This window comes from Mycoplana ramosa (assembly GCF_041930185.1).
Classification (GTDB): Bacteria; Pseudomonadota; Alphaproteobacteria; order Rhizobiales; family Rhizobiaceae; genus Mycoplana; species Mycoplana ramosa.
Genome location: NZ_JBHEEW010000008.1, coordinates 1 through 15,051 on the forward strand (window position 1 = coordinate 1; position 15,051 = coordinate 15,051).

A 15,051-nucleotide genomic window follows, 5' to 3' on the forward strand; every position below is an offset into this window, starting at 1 on the left:
GAATGAGCTACGATGAGCCGAAAATCCTCTCTTCTCGATTAAGCCACTTCTGTCTCAAAGGCGCTGATCCGGAACAGAGGAAATTAACTACCAGACGCTGGCGGAAGAACTCGCCCGTCTGACGCGGACAGCGATGGCCTCTTACCGAGACCTGATTGTTACGGCGCATGAGAGAATTTTCTGATGACAATGGCGTGCGCCCACGCAGTTGGCTCATTATTGCGTGACCTCGCGGATAACGCGCAGCTGCTCGGAGACGTAGATGACAACAGAGGAATTCGTTACCCTTCATGCGAAGGCGATTGAAGTAATCGATCAAGTCGGATGGCATTGGTTTGGTTATCATTTCCAGAACGGTCCGCGACCGTTTGCGACGAGTATCCTATCGTCGTGCGCCAGCATCAATCGAAAGACGGGCGTTGTCGGAACTGAGCTTTTGGTGGAGTTGGTAAGCATAGGCGGCAGGGTTAGAGACCAGCGCCAATACGAACAGTTGCTTCAAAAGCTGAGCGAAATCCTAGTTATCGAGCGTGTCGTAAACTGCCCCTGGCCGGAGGGAACAACGTTTGAGCATGAGCCAGCCGCAATCCGCAACGGCCCGCGGCCTGAAATACTTGTCACCTCCCCGAACGGTAGGCTGATAGTTGAAGTGAAATCTCCTTCGCTATTGAACCATGTAATGGCGCGGGGGGAAAACGAGGTCCAAGTCCCGTATCGAGGGGGCATTCCATTGGAGACTGCACGCCAGATCACGAGGGGTGAGATAACGCTGCCGAGGGACAATCCTGTCTTTGATTTCCTGCGAGATGGCGAACGCAAATTCGCAGGTTTCAGGGATGATGGTTCTACCTCTTCTCTTCTCGTCATCGTGTGGGACGACTATATATACGAACCTATTTCAACTTTAGTGAATGAAGCGAGTGGCTTGCTCACGCCAAATTCGTTTGCGCGAGGAGCTGACGGGACCGCCGAGAGGTTTCCAAACGTCGACAACGTTATCCTCGTGCGTCACCTGAACTATTTCGTCGAAGCGGCGGCGGAACGGCCTTTGATGGATCGCGAGCACGGCATGGACTTCGGTAACGAGCAGGCTTTGCCCAACGTAGTTTTTGAGGGTCATGGTGGGCGGCCGATCCCGGCATTCGTGCTGGAGGCCTTGCGGGCATATCCGCATGACGATCCCGAGCTGCGCAGATTCGCCGAATATAACCCACAAGATGTGGTTTTCTGGGTCGGTGGGCAGCCGAAAGGCTAGGAGTTGAAGCTAGAAGTGGCTGCGCCAATCGCTTCCGCCTTAATTGCAACGATCGAAAAGGTAGGCATGGAATTCCCCGCACTCTCGATGTCGAAAGTCGCCAGCGCAGCGTAAATACCTTGGATATGCATGGGCTTCCTCCGTCTCAAAACCTCTGTTGATAGAAATGGGGGACATGCGCACCTTTTCCATAAGGCAAATGCCCGGCTGGGCTCGTCGTCGGGCTACGTTTGCGACGAAGGCTTCCCCACGGGAATGCATCGTGCTTATCTGCCCGCCGAACACCGGGAGGAATGCTCGTGTGCAATCTCTATACCGTGAGGACATCACCGGACGCGATCGCCAGCCACTTCGCGACCGTGGCGTCGGTCCAGACGAACGCTCCCGACGAGGTCTATCCCGGCACGCCCGGAATGGCGATCACGCAATCCGACGGCGGGCGCGAGTTGCGATCCATGACGTGGGGCTTTCCGCTTCGGCTGAAGGATATGAAGCCCGAGGCAAAGCCGAAACCGGTGAACAACATTGCCGACCTGACGAAGCCGATGTGGATCGGGCTTGCTCGGAAGCCGCAGTGGCGGTGTCTCATCCCGTTGACCGCTTTTGCCGAGGCGGAAGGCCCCAAGGGCAAGATGACAAGGACATGGTTCAGCCTTCGTGACGAACCCATATTTGCCTGGGGCGGCTTGTGGCGGGTCTCCGACGAATGGGGACCGGTTTATTCGGGTGCGATGACGGATGCCAACGAGGCCGTCGCTCCCGTCCATAACCGTATGCCTGTCCTCCTCCATCGCGACGAGTACGATATGTGGCTAAACGGCTCGCTCGATGATCTTCTCGCTCTGCAGCAGAGGGTGTTCCCGTCGGACGGTATCGAGATCGACAGGACCTCGGAGCTCTGGGTGCGGAAGCGCTCTACTGGAGCGGAAGCGCCGTAGCCCCTTGAATTCGGAAATCGGCAATCACATCTAGGAGCCATCACCCGTTTCGATAGCCTGCCGCAGTGACTACGTCGCGCGTTGTGCTGTCCGGGTCTGCGAAGGGCGCTCTCCAGTGATGGATCGAGCGCCCTTCGTGTTTGAGTTGTCGCTCACATGGATGGACGTCCGAAAGTGGGGCGCAGGCGCTCGAACTTTGTCGTATGCAGCTCTACCGCAGCAGCCCTTCGCTGTCGAACTGGGCCCAGTCGTCCAGGGATGGAGACAGGTCGTCCGACTTCCCGCTCGCCGCAGATTTCTTCGCCCGCTTTTTCAAAGAGCGCGTCAGCTTCGCCTTGTACGCGGCCCGACGCCTGTTTTCCGCCGCAGCTGCAATGTCGTCCTCCCGCCACTCATCGACGGTACCATTGTTCAATAGTTCCTCGACGACACGCGGATCGAAGACATGGAAGGTGATCTGCTTGGCACGCCCCGCCAATCGCACGGTCCGGGTCCCGGCGCTGGGGAGGCGTCCGTCGGCGAGCCAACGGTGCCTCTCACCCTGCTTGATCACGAGGATGTCCTGGATTTCGCGAGGAATGACGGGCAGGCTTTCGATGTCCTTCATCGCTGACGATACGATGCCGACGGCTGCCTGAAACTCCGTTTTCGCGGACGACGGCATTGCAAGGACGATCTCGCCGCTTTCGAGAACGAGCGACTTTCTCGATGACATGGGGAGCCGCGCGCGCAGTTCCAGCAGAATGCCCTTCGCGCGCACCGCCGATCCGAGGGTGGCGGCAGGGGTCAAAGTCCACGTCCTAAGGAGTTCGATATCACTGGGTTTGTCTTTCGCCATACGGGGGAAATGGGTGCCGATGCGGGTGAAGTCAACGAGGGTCAGCGAGGCGGGAGTACCAATCTGCGTAAGGCGTGTTCTCGACCATATGGCGGTTGAGATCAGGAGTTCCATCGGTCCACCAAACCGGTCCGCGCTCGCCCAGAGCGACTTTCGCGTCGTCCACCCGCCTGCGCGCCTTCACGATCTTGTCCGAGTTTCCCTTCGCGTCCCGCACAGCGCGGCGCGCGGACATTAGGTCGTTTACGAGGCGCTGGCGGTCGGCTTCGGCGAGCGCTGGATTGCTCTTGCGCCAGAGGCGGCCTCGCACGATGAAGTACCTGCCGTCGGGCGTGCTTGGGTAGCCGGGCAACCTTAACGGCATGAGGACTCCTTTGGGTTTTCGTGCACTGTGGACGATAGCTACAGTTTCCGCGGGCTGCCCCCGCGTTGCCTGAAACTGGCCTAGTTGCGCCGGTCGCCTGCGATGTCACCCTTTGTGAAAAAAGGGGACCTCAAAGTGTTCGGATCAAGCAGACTAGCTGCCCTGATGACAATCAGCCGTCAGCTTCAATTTTTAACAAGTACAGTCGCGTCTCGTTCCAGCCGCCAGAGCGACGAGGCTATCGGGAGCGAAATCCTCGAGGTACTTCGGAGCATTGATCACAAGCTTGATGGGATCAGATACGAGATTGAAGACCTCGGGAGAAAGACGGCTCCCCACGGAACCGACTGGGATAGGCGAGCGCCTTACTCAGGCCCGACGGTCGTTGGCCTGCTCGATCAGAAGACATTAGGGGCAACGTCAGCACCGCACACGCTACGCGACCTAAGCTAGGCCCTGTTAGAAACAGCGTGAAATCAACATTATACACTACTGTTCAGAGGTTTGTGGCGGTGAGGCCACTTCTGATCAGAGGTATGTGGCGTCTGGTGCAAACGGTTATGGCGGCTCTGGCAGCTAAGCTGTTGTTTTATGGCGAGCGTTGGATCAGACGTTTATGGCGGGCCACACATCCTAAGCCTCTGGATTTTCATAAAATCTTAGGCATCCGTTTTCCTCCGTACACATTGATGTACGCACGACCGTACACATCGCGGCCCACTGAAAGGGTTCGTTATGTATCTTTGGCGACGATCTTCGGGATTCACGTTCCAACAACGTGTCCCGGCTAGGTTTCGGGAAAAATTGGGGTCATCCCCCATCAGAATCAGTCTCGGTCCGATTTCGGCAGAGGAAGCACGTCGTCGCGCAAGGATTCTGGCCGGGGCGATGACCGAGCAGATCGAGGAACCTAGCATGACCCGAGAAGTCCTTTCCGCCAGCCTGACGGCACTCGCCGCCGAGATCGACCGCATCAGGAAGGAGGACAGGCATCTTCTCTTCACCATGTCATCATCCGACATCCATGAGATTGAGGAAAATGAGATCGTGAGCGACAACGATCGCGGAATAGCCGAACTCATGCGTGAACATCGGGCATCATCGATTCAGAGACGCAATAATCTCAAAGGGATTCGGGCGAGCCTTGAAAGGGTCGGAACGGCGCTTGCCAAGGACAAGGTTGCTTGGGAGGTTGAGCGCGGGACATACGAGAACGTAGTTCGCGTTCTTGGATCGATCGAACGTTCCGCGACATCTGCTGTAGTTGCGGTTCCGGCCGCTCCTGTGAAACCTGAACCGGAGATCGAAGCCGATGCGCGGGCCTTCAAACCGTCCACATTGTTGAGTGTGGCCGGGAGGGCTATTCTGGATGCCCGGAAGTCGGCACTAAATCCAGAGGATAAGGACGCGACCCGGTATGAAGAACGGCTAGAAACAGCCTTCGCGGCGTTTCTGGAAGTCGTTGGCGACAAGCCTTTAACTTACTACCTACCCATTCACATGCAGGACTTCGCCACCTTCCTCGCCCGCGTTCCGAAGAACCGCTCGAAGATCGTGGCATTCAAAGGGCTGTCGCTTCGGCAGACAGTCGAGAAGAATGCAAAGCTGCCACCCGACGAGCGGAACCCGTGTCTGGCAGAAACGACGATCTCCAGCTACCTCTCCGAGGTAAAGAATATCTGGTCGCGGGTGTCGGCTGGTGTGCCCGACTTGCGCGACATGGGGGCCTATCGTGTGTCGATGCCGAAGGACGCTGTAGCGGCCATCGACCGCGAACCTCTTGCCGTTCCTTCAGTCAATGTCTGGCTGAAGGATGCGGCAACGCCGAAGCTCATGAAGAAGCCGCATAAGGCGTGGCTTCCGCTGGCCGGATTACTCACTGGCATGCGGATGGCGGAACTCGTCTATCTTCAGCGGACGGACTTCGTGGATGTCGAGGGTAACGAAATCATCGACCTGACCCGCCCGCTCCGGATAAGAGGGCAGGATATCGACCGTCCGGTAAAGACGAAGACGTCGAAGCGGTACGTCGCTATTCATCCGCTGCTTCGCGACTGCGGTTTTATCGAGTACGCGAAAAGCGTGAAGTCGCCGGACGGCTTCGTTTTTAGCCATTTCCACAAGACCGACGATCCGCCGGATGCCGCACAGAAACAGATGTACAATTGGATGAACAGACTCAGCATTCACGAGACGCAACGGCAGGTGTTCCACAGCCTCCGGCACAGCGCCAAGGACTGGTTCCGCAAAAACGTCGGCGACCGCCTCGCCGATAAACAGTGCGGCCATGCCTTCTCAGGTGTCAGCGCGAATTATGGGGCGAAGCTCTTGGATTCGGATGAAGTCTTGCAGGTAATGAAAATTCCCGCTCCGAAGGGCGTGGATTTTACGCCGTTCACGCAGCCAAAATGACGAAATTCGCAGAATTTTAATCGTCCTATGGTTGTGAGTTAATCAATGGTCGGCGATGTGTAGATTTTACTTAAATTGGGTGAGGAAATATGTGGATACCGAATGTAGATCAAATTAAGTCAGTCCATGAAGAGTTGGTCGTACTTTTCCGGGAAGATGACGATCCAATTTCGCCTCCTGGCATTCGTAGTGAGGACCTTTTGCAATCCGCCGCGAGCCGACCCCTAACCTCATTAGGTGGAGTGGATAAGTACAAGAATACCCTTCAAAAAGTCGCAGCACTATTCCATTCCCTCACAAAAAACCATGCATTCCATAATGGAAACAAGCGTACGGCGACTGTTGTTCTTCTAACTTCTTTATATAGAAACGATCTAAGACTCAAAGAAAATGTCACGGATGATGTATTGTTCGACTTTGTGCTTTCTGTAACGTCTGATAAATTCCCGAACGAAGATAATTCTTTCAGTGTTGACGAAGTAGTTTCGGAAATAGCGGAGTGGCTGCGGAGGCACACGCAAAAGCTGGCCGGGAAATCTGGATCGATGAAAATCGTCGACTTTCTCGCAAAGTGCAGGTCGGTTGGTGCTAATGTGAAGAAAACAAAGACTGGCTCCTACGCGGTTAGCACAACATTCGGTAACATCCGAGTTAGCGGATCAACACCTGAGATGTCTGGTCCGGTCGTCAGGACATATTTGAAAAAGCTCGGATTAACGGCATCAGCATCTGGATTCGACCAGAGAGAGTTTGAAGACGGAGTCTCTCCAGAGCGAGAACAGGTTCGCCGATACATGGTTACACTTCGGCGGCTGGCCAAGACATAAAATACTTGACGCTAGTCAGCCGACAGTCAAGCATAGAAAAACCGCCATCAACGGGTTGGCCCCCTCCGGCGGTTTTTCATCAAGGTGTTCCAGAATGTTGAACGACATCACTGACATTGTAAAGCCGCCGTTGACGGCTAGTTGAGCCCCGGGCTCGGATATTCCTTCTCCGAAGCCGAGCCGAACCATATCTTTCAAAACCAAATTGTTGACAACGCCCCGTCCGGTCTTGCGAGACGCCGAGCGGACGCTGCCGCAGCACGTGCCATCATCATGAAGGCCGCGAACGATCCTGCCCAGAAGACGCATGGTAAGGTCCTGCGATCGAATACAGGCTGGATGCTCGATCCGGTCGCTTGGGCAAAGCGGGCTGGAGCGATGCGACGGCTGACGGAACAGACGGAGCGCATCGCGTCGGCGCTGACCCGGGCGGGCATCGACGTGACCCGAGACGGCGAGGTAACGTTGATATCGGCAGTAACCGGGATCGTGGAGACCATGGCCTCATACCGGGCGTGCCGCTTCCTGCCGACGATCGCCGCTCGTGATCGCAGGCCCATGGTCAACGGCCTGAAGCTCTTCATGATCGGGCATGAGAATTCCAGGTTCTTCAGATACGCCGTCATGACATGTGCGGAGCCGGTCCCCGCATTCGGCGATCTCCGGAAATCGATTCAGAAACTATCCCGGCGCATCACCAGGTGGTCGAGCTACATCAATAAGCCTGTCGATAAGTGTGGCGGCGGGTACGATGTGAAGGTCTTATTCAGAGGGATAGAATTCACCCGGGCAACGGCGGAAGAGCGCGGCATGACCGACCGATATCCGCCGGAGACTGTCCTGTACCACGTCCATGCGAATGTCATCTACTGGCCGACCCGCGCCATGCGCTCCGGCGAGTGGGAACGTTTCCTGCGCGACACGCATCGCTTCATAAAGGCGGAATGGCGCGACAACGGAAAGGTCGAAAAAATCGAGGAGATCGTCAAATATTGCTCGAAGCCGAACGACACGCTGGCAGCATCCGACGATGAACTGGTCTGGCTGTACCGCCAGACGCAGCGGCTCAAGATTTGCCAACCACTCGGCGAATTCAAGACGTGGATGAAGACGCTGGAAGAGATGAAGGAAAAGGTTGTCCGGGTTCATCTGGGGCGTGGTGACGGGCGGCTGGAAAGGGTCAAGAAAGGCAAGCGTGAGCGGCCTGTTGACGAGGATGACGATGCGGGCGCCGAAGACGTGGCAGCCGATGACAGCGATGTTCCGGAGAAGCCGGAACGACAGGAACGGAACGAGCCGGGAGATGCATCATCGCCTCCGGCGAACATCGTCATCGGCCTGAGCCTTCCACAATGGCGGCATTCGCCTTGGGCGGAGCCCGCAATCATGGTGCAGCACTACGATCCCCTGCGCCTGTCCGAGGAAGCCGCCTGCGACATCGCCGCATGGAAGGAAAAGGCGCGGGAATGGTGGGACGATGCGTTCGCGCCGCCCCCGGAAGAAGCCCTACGCGTGGCACGTATCGCGCTAGATGCGGCCATGTCGGACGAGGATATCAGGGAGGCGGCAGAAGCCGCCCCCTATATCCTTGACACATGTAGGCCAACTGTCCTGAGCGACGATGAAGAGGTGGATGCGGACGAGCTTGATGACGATGTGAAGAGCATCGTGGCGCTGTTCGAAGGGGCAACAGTCGTCAGATTGAAGCCCCGGTCACCAACGGAAGACGACGAAATCCCGTTCGAAGCGCCGGATCGTGAGAGACGCTGGGCTGAGCTACGGGAAAGCCTCGCCCGGAACGAGGCCCGCTGGGCGGAATGGCGGGCATCTGCCGCCGCCCACGAATGCCGCGTCGCGGCGTGACGACGGCAATGGTCGTCACCATGGCAACCATCCGGTTGCCTCGTCGCCCGGGAGGCGGCGACAAGGCCCCTGCCAGGTCCGGCGGAAGGCCCCGGCACTAACGAAGTTAGTGGTAGCCGGTCACTACTATTGAGTTGTCTCAGGCTCCGCCGGCGCTGAAGATTCTTCCACCAGCATTCACCGGTAGGGAGTTTTCATATGGTCCTGAATATCACTGACACGCTGCGCGATTGCGTCCGCCGCATGATCTATGCCAAGGCCCGCGCCGAAGGACTCGGGATCGCTCTGATGACGCAGATCAAGGATGATCCGACGTTCGGACCGCTCTATGCCGAGCACAAGGCGGCATACGAGGACTCCCTGAGGCTGGAGGCGAAAACGCTCGGAATGGTTGGCGGCAATGTCGATCTCCTCGAACGGCTCATTCGAGATGTTCATGCTGAAGGCTCGGCAACCTCGCGGAAGCACTGATGAGCTTTCAATTCATCCACATGGAGGGATTCAGCCGCAAGGGCGACGGCAAGGGCCGCTCGGTCTCCTTCGTCTTCAGCGAAGCCCGTCGCGATCCGGTGGCATCCGTCCATGTCACAAATCCATTGGCTCCGATCGTCGTCTATGGATCGACGATCGATGAGGTTGAGGCGATGCACGACGATGCCGCAGCCATCGCCATGACGGCGGTCAAGGGCGGCAAGCCGCGTAAGCTTCGGCAGGATCACAAGACGCTCCACACGGTCATTGCAAGCCATCCATTCACGATGGAAGAGATTCGAGCCGATCCGGCAAAACTCCGGGAAGCCGAGGAATGGGAACGGCGCACGATCGGCTGGCTTCGATCTCAATACGGCGACGATTTGAAATCCGTCGTCCGTCATGAAGACGAGTCTCACTTTCATATTCACGCCTATGTCGTTCCGACTGATGATCCCGAAATGCGAGCGCTACGTCATCACCCGGGAGTCGTCGCGAAGCGGGCGGTGATGGCGGCCGGTCCTGCCGAAGGTGAGGACGGCAGGACCCTCTCGAAGAAGGCCGACAGGGCATATAAGCAGGCCATGAGGGGATGGCAGGACTCTTATCATGATGCAGTCGGCGTGCCGTCCGGTCTGGCTCGCCTCGGCCCCCGGCGCAGGCGCCTGACTCGCGAGCAGTGGAAGGCCGAACAAGTTCAGGCAAAGGCCCTGCGCACGACGATCGACCGGGCAAGGGAGGTCAAGCGCAAGGGCGAATCCATGATTGCGGCAACGAAGGAAGATGCCGCTGCGATCTGGGCGAAGGCGGCTGCGGCGGAGGCGGAAGCCGCCCGCCAGCTTGCCGCCGCAAAGGCTGCCACTGAAGCCGCCCTGAAGGCGCAGGACAAGGCGGTTCAGGAGCAACGCAAGGCCCGTTCCATGATGTCCCGCGTTCGGGAGGAGGCTGCTCGCGTCAGGGAGGTGACGGCACGGCTTCAGCGCCTCCCGGGAGCATTGCGCAGCCTGTGGGACGGCTTCAGGGCGTCGAAGGTTGCGGATCGCATCCGGCAGTCTATCGAGTCCGAAATGGAAGCTCTCCGGCGAACCGCAGCCGAATCCGCCGACCGCGCCAGCGCTGCCGACGCTGGACGGCGTGAAGCCGAGTCGAGGGCGCGGAACCTGAAAGAGAACCTGACCGAGACCGGACGGCAGCTTGCCGAGACCCGGCAGGAGCTTGCCGCTCTTCGACCGGAATCCACTCCTTCGACCCCCGCGTCAACATTCGGACGCGTTTAAACGGCCCGTACAGCGCTCTTGGCGCTTCGGGTGGTATCTGTGCCCACCCGATTCCGGTGTCGTGTCCTGATCGGCGGTTTGCGCCGGTCCTTGCCGCCCTGCATCCTCATCAGGAGCAAGAGCGACCGAAGGGCGCGAATGATGGCAGAGGCGAAGCAGACAGAACGGAAAAAGAGACGTCGAAACTGCGCCGATGAGATGCGCCGCCGTCTGATGGAGCGGCAACGGCACCGCCGGGGTTCTGATCCTGCCGGAAAAGTGGCGCTACAGCTTCTCGCCATCCTGTCCGCGTTGCTCGCCGTCATGCCGCCGATCCCGATGCCATCGTTCTCGTTCTCCCCGTCGCCACGTCTTCCGCGTCCGTCACCCAGCGTTTCCTCGCCTCCGGGTGAGCCGATACGTCGTCTGTACGACGGCGATGGAATCCGTTCTCAGGTCGACTCCCGGGAGTCGGAACCACGGCCTACTCGGAGGGCCGATCTCAGCTATCTCGATGACGAGGATCGCGGCCCGACCGCGTGGAACATGGAACGAGGTATCGATCCGCCGTACTATCGAACCAGTAGTCGCGCGGCGCCCACATGGTCGAAATTGGTCAAGGACCTCAAACGCCGTCAGACGGCTGACAAAGCCCGCGAACTGATCGAGTACCGTGTACCGTCAGAGGCAGTGGAGTGGCTGCGCAACCGCATTTTCTTCGAAGACTGGCTATTGCTCCGATCGCTTGGCCGGAACGGTGCCAGCGACGTCGAAATCGCCGCCGCCGCGCTTGCCGAGGCGCGAAAGTGGGAGGCTGCGCAGCCGAAGCCGACAGAGACGAATCCCGATCCGGAGCCGGACGGTTCCGGGGAACCTGATTCAGGAACAGGACTCAAACCATGAACGACAACATCACCATGACTGCCGCCAGCCTCGCGACCTTCCTCGATCGGATCGGACTGCCTCCGGTCGCCCGGACCCGCATTGTCGAGATCGATCGAATCCTTGCCGACGAGATTGCGAGCGGTGATCCAGACGCGGACGGCTGCGCAGCACTTGCCGTTGAGGCGGCGGACCTGATCTCGTATGCCAACCCTCCGGTCTTCGACTGGAAGGGGTGGGACGATGACGATGATCCGGGTGATGTCGATGGCTTGGATTCCGACGCAATGGAATGGGGTGAAGAATGAACCACGCCTTCCTGATCCCGATGCTTCTGGGCCTCGTCGTGGCCGTGCCGGTCCATGCAGATACGATCTCGCCAGCGCTGACGTGGGATGGCGGCTCGGACCTGCCACACTGGACGGACTCCGTGCCTCCGCCCGCAGCCTTCTCGCTGTCGATTGCCGGGAAGGCAGCCGTTACGGTAGGCACGGCACTCGATCTGCATCCGGTCATCCATCCGATCGTGACCGGGCGGCAACCGCCATCCGTCACCTATCTGCTGTTCGGTCGGCTGCCACCCGGTGCGACCTTCGACGCCGCGACCGGCAGGATTGGCGGGCGGGTGGTGGAACCCGGATCGCATCAGGTCTGGGTGTCGGCGACAGATTCGACCGGGCGACGGTGACTGCCGGAATCACCATCGTCGTGACCTGAAACGCGAAAACGGGACCGATCGGCCCCGTCGTCAACTTTGTAATGGATTTTAAAGGCCGCTGAGGGCGGTCTGGGCAATCGAGTGGTGTCTTTACCCGTCTTCATGCAAGGTTGCCACCACGGCTGGCAAAAAGGGAGTGTCGTGTGCTTGCGGCAATCGCACGCTCTGTGCTCGCGCGATGTCGATCGCAAGAATGAGACCTTGCTGAATTCCTGTGAGTCGAGCGAGTTCGTTGTGGTGCTCGTTTCTGAGCGCTTCCTCGACCGCATTGGTCAACTCGCGACTGATCGCGTAGAGGTGGTCAATGACGATGGGATCATCGAATTTCAGCATCGCTTTTCCTTTCACTTGACAATTCTGATGGCTGCGCGGCGGGCCTGTACTTCTGCCGTTGCGCATGCCGTTTCAAAATCGTCCTCGATACTTTTGTGAATGACAACCTGATCGCCGTCACGAAATCCGATGACTTCGCAGGAAGCGGGAGCTTCCTGATCGGGTTCGCCGATCACGACCATGTCATAGTCGTTTTCGGGGCCGTCCCCGGCCATGAAAAAGTTCGTCCATGCGTGCTCTGCGACGTTGGTGTCGCGTTCCCATCCTTCAAATTTCACGGTCTGCATGTCGGTTTCCTTCGGTTGATTATGCGGCCTTCTTAAAGGCTTCCAATGCGCGGACGCCGCGCTTCTGAACGTCACGGGCAAGGGCTTGTCCGGAGCCGGGGATGCGCGTCCGTTGGACAAGGCGCTGCGCACCAGTCTTACGTTCGCGGATCAGGATTTCGGCGCGGTAAAAGAGAGTGCCCACGGCATCGGCATGTACGATTTCGATGACGAGGACATCGATTGCGAGCCCGCGAATAACGGTGGTCGTCGTCTTCATTCGAAATCTCCATAAGATATTGAAAACGTGAGCTTTATAGCGGATTTCGGGAGTCGAGCCCAGGGCAACCGGAAATAATCTCCGGGCTTCCCGGAAAGACGGCGTCGAAGTCGTTAATGGCGAGTCAGGTTGGCACAACGGCGAGGCAGGGGTTGACTGCCAGCGCGGCGGCATAGGCTCTTGTCCCGCCTTGGCCTAACAGGGCATGGCGGTGCCCGCAGGGCATAAAGAGTCGCCGCGCTGGCAGTCACTGAGCGAGAAGGTTCCGACACTATTTTTTCTCCGGTCCGCGTGCGGATCGGGGCGGGACACGTGGCCCGTCCCGAAGGGGAAGAAAAAATCGTGTTGGAATAGAGCGAGGCTACCCCTGCCGGATGGTAATTGTTGACACCATTTTTCGAGCGCCGTACACATCGGCGAACCCGCGAACGTACACGGAAGTGTCTGGAAACGCTGGGTGCCTCGGAATTCAAGGCTTCAGGATGTGCACGGCCCTTCGTCCCTCCGGGCCCACCATCATTTTCGGAGATTTGCGCCGGGCACGCCCGTTTCGCCGGCGTCTTTGGTCGACAGAGCGGAATCTTCCTTTGTCCTCTGCCGCCCCTCTGATTATCACAAAAGCACATGAAAATCAATCGATTACCGGCGGAGATTTTGGGCATGGGCGGGCATGCGCCCGGCCCGAATCCGGTCTAACGCCTTTTAACCGGCGGGTCGAGGGTTCGAGTTGTCGGCCGCGGCCGCGCCATCGCTTGAAGGAGCAGGCTCCTGCCGATGCACCCCTGTGATTCTGGTCGACGGATTGGTCAACAAACCGGTCACGATACGGATGTGCTGGAATTCGCCCGCCGCCTTCACCGATTCGCTACCATTGTCGCGGGTGGAGTGACAAACGGGCGGCGCTGGAAAGATAACGGACGCCCGTTTGTAGGATGCCACAGATGCCGCCACTTTTGAACAGGGTTGTCGATCGCCCGAGGACCCCCGCGAGAAAGTCCTAAGTTCCCACCCGTTTCCGGGGCAGGCTTGGTTCGCCCCCATCGTGACAGCTTGCCAGCGACCGGCTTGTCCAAAGGGATTGCCGTGTCCAAAGGAATCCGACCGACGCTGGAATTTGCCGTTCCTTTTGCGCCCGCGGCTCGTCGTCGTCGGGGGAGAACCGGACCATCGTATCCGAAGGCAGCTTTTCCGTCGCGCATCGCCTCAAGGTTGTTGAAACTCGGCTGGATGGCGCAGGTCTGGCGTCGTTGCCTTGTACCGCGAAACTGGCAGATAGATCGGCCGCATCCAACGCACGTGTACCGTATAACGTCGCTTTTGTGAGTGGAAGGCTGCTGTGGACTCTTGGAAGGCACTGCTCGAAGCCGCGAGTTCGGATTGCCCAAGAAGCGACGACCACGGTATGCCCGAGAAGAAGCGACGGCCGGGCTGTCGTCAAAGAATCTTCATGTCCATGCGCGGAGGCGTTGGACGCCAGCGGACGCCGCCCCCCATGATCTCACCGCTGACCTCGGAATTCACGGCGATAAACTGAACGTTGTTCGCTTCGAGCGTGGTCTTCAGCCTATCGCTGGCCTTCGCTGTCAGCGGTCTCTTCTCGCGTTCGAAATCGCTGAGCGCTTTCTGCGTCACGCCCGATCGTTGCGCCAGTTCAAGCTGGCTCCACCCGAGCAGCGCGCGGGCCGCCCGTATCAGGTCAGCTGTCAACAACGTCGCCATTCGCTACGGCCTCTCCTGAAACGTCCTGGGACTTCTGCGCTGCCCACCTCACGCCGACCCGGTAATACCGCCCTGTCTCGACATCTCCCCACCCGGTGAACCGGACTCCCGCGGCCTCGTAGAATGCCCGTAGCTGTGCGGTAGGGGCAGACCAGGTAGCCCCGTGTTCGAGCGCGCGTATGGTCTTGAGTGGAAGCCCGCTCTTTGCGGCGACGTAGGCTTGCTCCTCGCCGAGCAGGCTTCGCGCCGCAAGAAAGGACACTCCATAGGGCATACTGTGAAATTCGGAAGTTTCGGCAAGGTCTGAGCCCGGCCCGGGCGGCCCTCGAAAGCGCGCGCCCGCACCGGCGATTTCCCTCCCGATGCGTGCCTCTCCAAGGAATTCTATCCCGCGTCCCTCGTAAAACCTGATGAGCTGCAAATTCGTCTCAAGAAGTGAATTCTTTCCGCTCTCTGCTGCGGAAAGAGCCTTCTGCGTCATCTCCGCGGCCGCCGCGGCCTCCCGCTGGGAGAGGCCAAGGAGGGCGCGCGCAACTCGGAGCGCGTCGGCTGAGGTCGGTGTCTTCATGCATCGGAGAAGCCGGTCGTGAAAAAAAATGTCAATAAATCGTTTATGAGGTCTTTAAATA

General features: G+C 58.6%; 18 protein-coding genes. 10 read left to right on the forward strand and 8 right to left on the reverse strand.

The window, feature by feature from the left end:
- Positions 1 to 262: 262 nt before the first annotated feature.
- Together JNC62_RS11690 and JNC62_RS11695 are read left to right on the forward strand one after the other, a co-directional pair.
- Positions 263 to 1,255, forward strand: a complete 993-nt coding sequence (locus JNC62_RS11690) for a hypothetical protein (protein ID WP_374838933.1) — start codon at positions 263 to 265, stop codon at positions 1,253 to 1,255.
- A gap of 299 nt (positions 1,256 to 1,554) precedes the next feature.
- Positions 1,555 to 2,193 (forward strand): SOS response-associated peptidase, encoded by a 639-nt coding sequence (locus tag JNC62_RS11695; protein WP_374838934.1) that lies wholly within the window; start codon positions 1,555 to 1,557, stop codon positions 2,191 to 2,193.
- Between the two features lie 211 nt (positions 2,194 to 2,404).
- On the opposite strand, the gene JNC62_RS11700 is transcribed toward JNC62_RS11695, so the two are convergent.
- Entirely contained in the window at positions 2,405 to 3,031 is a 627-nt protein-coding gene (locus JNC62_RS11700) for a hypothetical protein (protein ID WP_374839298.1), read from the reverse strand.
- 31 nt (positions 3,032 to 3,062) lie between these two features.
- Complete coding sequence (locus tag JNC62_RS11705; RefSeq protein ID WP_374838935.1) at positions 3,063 to 3,395, reverse strand: hypothetical protein; 333 nt, start codon at positions 3,393 to 3,395, stop codon at positions 3,063 to 3,065.
- A gap of 735 nt (positions 3,396 to 4,130) precedes the next feature.
- Here JNC62_RS11705 and JNC62_RS11710 point away from each other — a divergent pair.
- Together JNC62_RS11710 and JNC62_RS11715 are read left to right on the forward strand one after the other, a co-directional pair.
- Positions 4,131 to 5,807 (forward strand): DUF6538 domain-containing protein, encoded by a 1,677-nt coding sequence (locus JNC62_RS11710; RefSeq protein ID WP_374838937.1) that lies wholly within the window; start codon positions 4,131 to 4,133, stop codon positions 5,805 to 5,807.
- Between the two features lie 89 nt (positions 5,808 to 5,896).
- Complete coding sequence (locus JNC62_RS11715) at positions 5,897 to 6,634, forward strand: type II toxin-antitoxin system death-on-curing family toxin (protein WP_374838939.1); 738 nt, start codon at positions 5,897 to 5,899, stop codon at positions 6,632 to 6,634.
- Positions 6,635 to 6,649: 15 nt separating this feature from the next.
- Here the strand turns inward: JNC62_RS11715 and JNC62_RS11720 are convergent, their stop codons facing one another.
- Positions 6,650 to 6,943, reverse strand: coding sequence for a hypothetical protein (locus JNC62_RS11720; protein WP_374838941.1), 294 nt, complete (start codon positions 6,941 to 6,943; stop codon positions 6,650 to 6,652).
- 30 nt (positions 6,944 to 6,973) lie between these two features.
- Between JNC62_RS11720 and JNC62_RS11725 the strand changes: the two genes are divergently transcribed.
- The 6 genes from JNC62_RS11725 (at position 6,974) to JNC62_RS11750 (ending at position 11,794) form a co-directional block, all read left to right on the forward strand.
- Positions 6,974 to 8,497, forward strand: a complete 1,524-nt coding sequence (locus JNC62_RS11725) for a hypothetical protein (protein ID WP_374838943.1) — start codon at positions 6,974 to 6,976, stop codon at positions 8,495 to 8,497.
- 198 nt (positions 8,498 to 8,695) lie between these two features.
- A complete protein-coding gene (locus JNC62_RS11730; protein WP_374838944.1) occupies positions 8,696 to 8,968 on the forward strand; it encodes a hypothetical protein in 273 nt (90 codons plus the stop codon).
- Complete coding sequence (locus tag JNC62_RS11735) at positions 8,968 to 10,245, forward strand: plasmid recombination protein (protein ID WP_374838946.1); 1,278 nt, start codon at positions 8,968 to 8,970, stop codon at positions 10,243 to 10,245. Before JNC62_RS11730 ends, JNC62_RS11735 begins: the two co-directional genes overlap by 1 nt.
- A 141-nt stretch (positions 10,246 to 10,386) precedes the next feature.
- Positions 10,387 to 11,127: a hypothetical protein gene (locus JNC62_RS11740; protein ID WP_374838948.1), complete on the forward strand. Its 741-nt coding sequence runs from the start codon at positions 10,387 to 10,389 to the stop codon at positions 11,125 to 11,127.
- Positions 11,124 to 11,414 carry a hypothetical protein gene (locus tag JNC62_RS11745; protein ID WP_374838950.1) on the forward strand — a complete coding sequence of 97 codons (291 nt, stop codon included), beginning with the start codon at positions 11,124 to 11,126 and terminating at the stop codon, positions 11,412 to 11,414. Before JNC62_RS11740 ends, JNC62_RS11745 begins: the two co-directional genes overlap by 4 nt.
- The gene (locus JNC62_RS11750; RefSeq protein WP_374838951.1) at positions 11,411 to 11,794 is read left to right on the forward strand and encodes an Ig domain-containing protein; all 384 of its coding nucleotides are present in this window, start codon (positions 11,411 to 11,413) and stop codon (positions 11,792 to 11,794) included. Before JNC62_RS11745 ends, JNC62_RS11750 begins: the two co-directional genes overlap by 4 nt.
- A 120-nt stretch (positions 11,795 to 11,914) precedes the next feature.
- Here the strand turns inward: JNC62_RS11750 and JNC62_RS11755 are convergent, their stop codons facing one another.
- The 5 genes from JNC62_RS11755 to JNC62_RS11775 all read right to left on the reverse strand — a co-directional run bounded on the left by JNC62_RS11755 (position 11,915) and on the right by JNC62_RS11775 (position 14,990).
- Positions 11,915 to 12,157, reverse strand: coding sequence for a hypothetical protein (locus JNC62_RS11755; RefSeq protein WP_374838953.1), 243 nt, complete (start codon positions 12,155 to 12,157; stop codon positions 11,915 to 11,917).
- A gap of 11 nt (positions 12,158 to 12,168) precedes the next feature.
- Positions 12,169 to 12,444, reverse strand: a complete 276-nt coding sequence (locus JNC62_RS11760) for a hypothetical protein (RefSeq protein ID WP_374838955.1) — start codon at positions 12,442 to 12,444, stop codon at positions 12,169 to 12,171.
- A gap of 19 nt (positions 12,445 to 12,463) precedes the next feature.
- Positions 12,464 to 12,703: a hypothetical protein gene (locus JNC62_RS11765; protein WP_374838957.1), complete on the reverse strand. Its 240-nt coding sequence runs from the start codon at positions 12,701 to 12,703 to the stop codon at positions 12,464 to 12,466.
- Positions 12,704 to 14,137: 1,434 nt separating this feature from the next.
- Positions 14,138 to 14,422 (reverse strand): helix-turn-helix domain-containing protein, encoded by a 285-nt coding sequence (locus JNC62_RS11770; protein WP_374838958.1) that lies wholly within the window; start codon positions 14,420 to 14,422, stop codon positions 14,138 to 14,140.
- The gene (locus tag JNC62_RS11775; RefSeq protein WP_374838960.1) at positions 14,400 to 14,990 is read right to left on the reverse strand and encodes a helix-turn-helix domain-containing protein; all 591 of its coding nucleotides are present in this window, start codon (positions 14,988 to 14,990) and stop codon (positions 14,400 to 14,402) included. The genes JNC62_RS11770 and JNC62_RS11775 overlap by 23 nt, the downstream gene beginning before the upstream one ends.
- Between the last annotated feature and the right edge of the window lie 61 nt (positions 14,991 to 15,051).

What these genes read in the sequence shown, in the direction of transcription:
- JNC62_RS11745 (WP_374838950.1), top strand. Translation starts at nt 11,124, where the DNA reads ATGAACGACAACATCACCATGACTGCCGCCAGCCTCGCGACCTTCCTC.
- JNC62_RS11730 (WP_374838944.1), top strand. Translation starts at nt 8,696, where the DNA reads ATGGTCCTGAATATCACTGACACGCTGCGCGATTGCGTCCGCCGCATG.
- JNC62_RS11740 (WP_374838948.1), top strand. Translation starts at nt 10,387, where the DNA reads ATGGCAGAGGCGAAGCAGACAGAACGGAAAAAGAGACGTCGAAACTGC.
- JNC62_RS11750 (WP_374838951.1), top strand. Translation starts at nt 11,411, where the DNA reads ATGAACCACGCCTTCCTGATCCCGATGCTTCTGGGCCTCGTCGTGGCC.
- JNC62_RS11725 (WP_374838943.1), top strand. Translation starts at nt 6,974, where the DNA reads ATGCTCGATCCGGTCGCTTGGGCAAAGCGGGCTGGAGCGATGCGACGG.
- JNC62_RS11765 (WP_374838957.1), bottom strand. Translation starts at nt 12,703, where the DNA reads ATGAAGACGACGACCACCGTTATTCGCGGGCTCGCAATCGATGTCCTC.
- JNC62_RS11775 (WP_374838960.1), bottom strand. Translation starts at nt 14,990, where the DNA reads ATGAAGACACCGACCTCAGCCGACGCGCTCCGAGTTGCGCGCGCCCTC.
- JNC62_RS11760 (WP_374838955.1), bottom strand. Translation starts at nt 12,444, where the DNA reads ATGCAGACCGTGAAATTTGAAGGATGGGAACGCGACACCAACGTCGCA.
- JNC62_RS11705 (WP_374838935.1), bottom strand. Translation starts at nt 3,395, where the DNA reads ATGCCGTTAAGGTTGCCCGGCTACCCAAGCACGCCCGACGGCAGGTAC.
- JNC62_RS11690 (WP_374838933.1), top strand. Translation starts at nt 263, where the DNA reads ATGACAACAGAGGAATTCGTTACCCTTCATGCGAAGGCGATTGAAGTA.
- JNC62_RS11700 (WP_374839298.1), bottom strand. Translation starts at nt 3,031, where the DNA reads ATGGCGAAAGACAAACCCAGTGATATCGAACTCCTTAGGACGTGGACT.
- JNC62_RS11755 (WP_374838953.1), bottom strand. Translation starts at nt 12,157, where the DNA reads ATGCTGAAATTCGATGATCCCATCGTCATTGACCACCTCTACGCGATC.
- JNC62_RS11735 (WP_374838946.1), top strand. Translation starts at nt 8,968, where the DNA reads ATGAGCTTTCAATTCATCCACATGGAGGGATTCAGCCGCAAGGGCGAC.
- JNC62_RS11720 (WP_374838941.1), bottom strand. Translation starts at nt 6,943, where the DNA reads ATGCGTCTTCTGGGCAGGATCGTTCGCGGCCTTCATGATGATGGCACG.
- JNC62_RS11770 (WP_374838958.1), bottom strand. Translation starts at nt 14,422, where the DNA reads ATGGCGACGTTGTTGACAGCTGACCTGATACGGGCGGCCCGCGCGCTG.
- JNC62_RS11710 (WP_374838937.1), top strand. Translation starts at nt 4,131, where the DNA reads ATGTATCTTTGGCGACGATCTTCGGGATTCACGTTCCAACAACGTGTC.
- JNC62_RS11715 (WP_374838939.1), top strand. Translation starts at nt 5,897, where the DNA reads ATGTGGATACCGAATGTAGATCAAATTAAGTCAGTCCATGAAGAGTTG.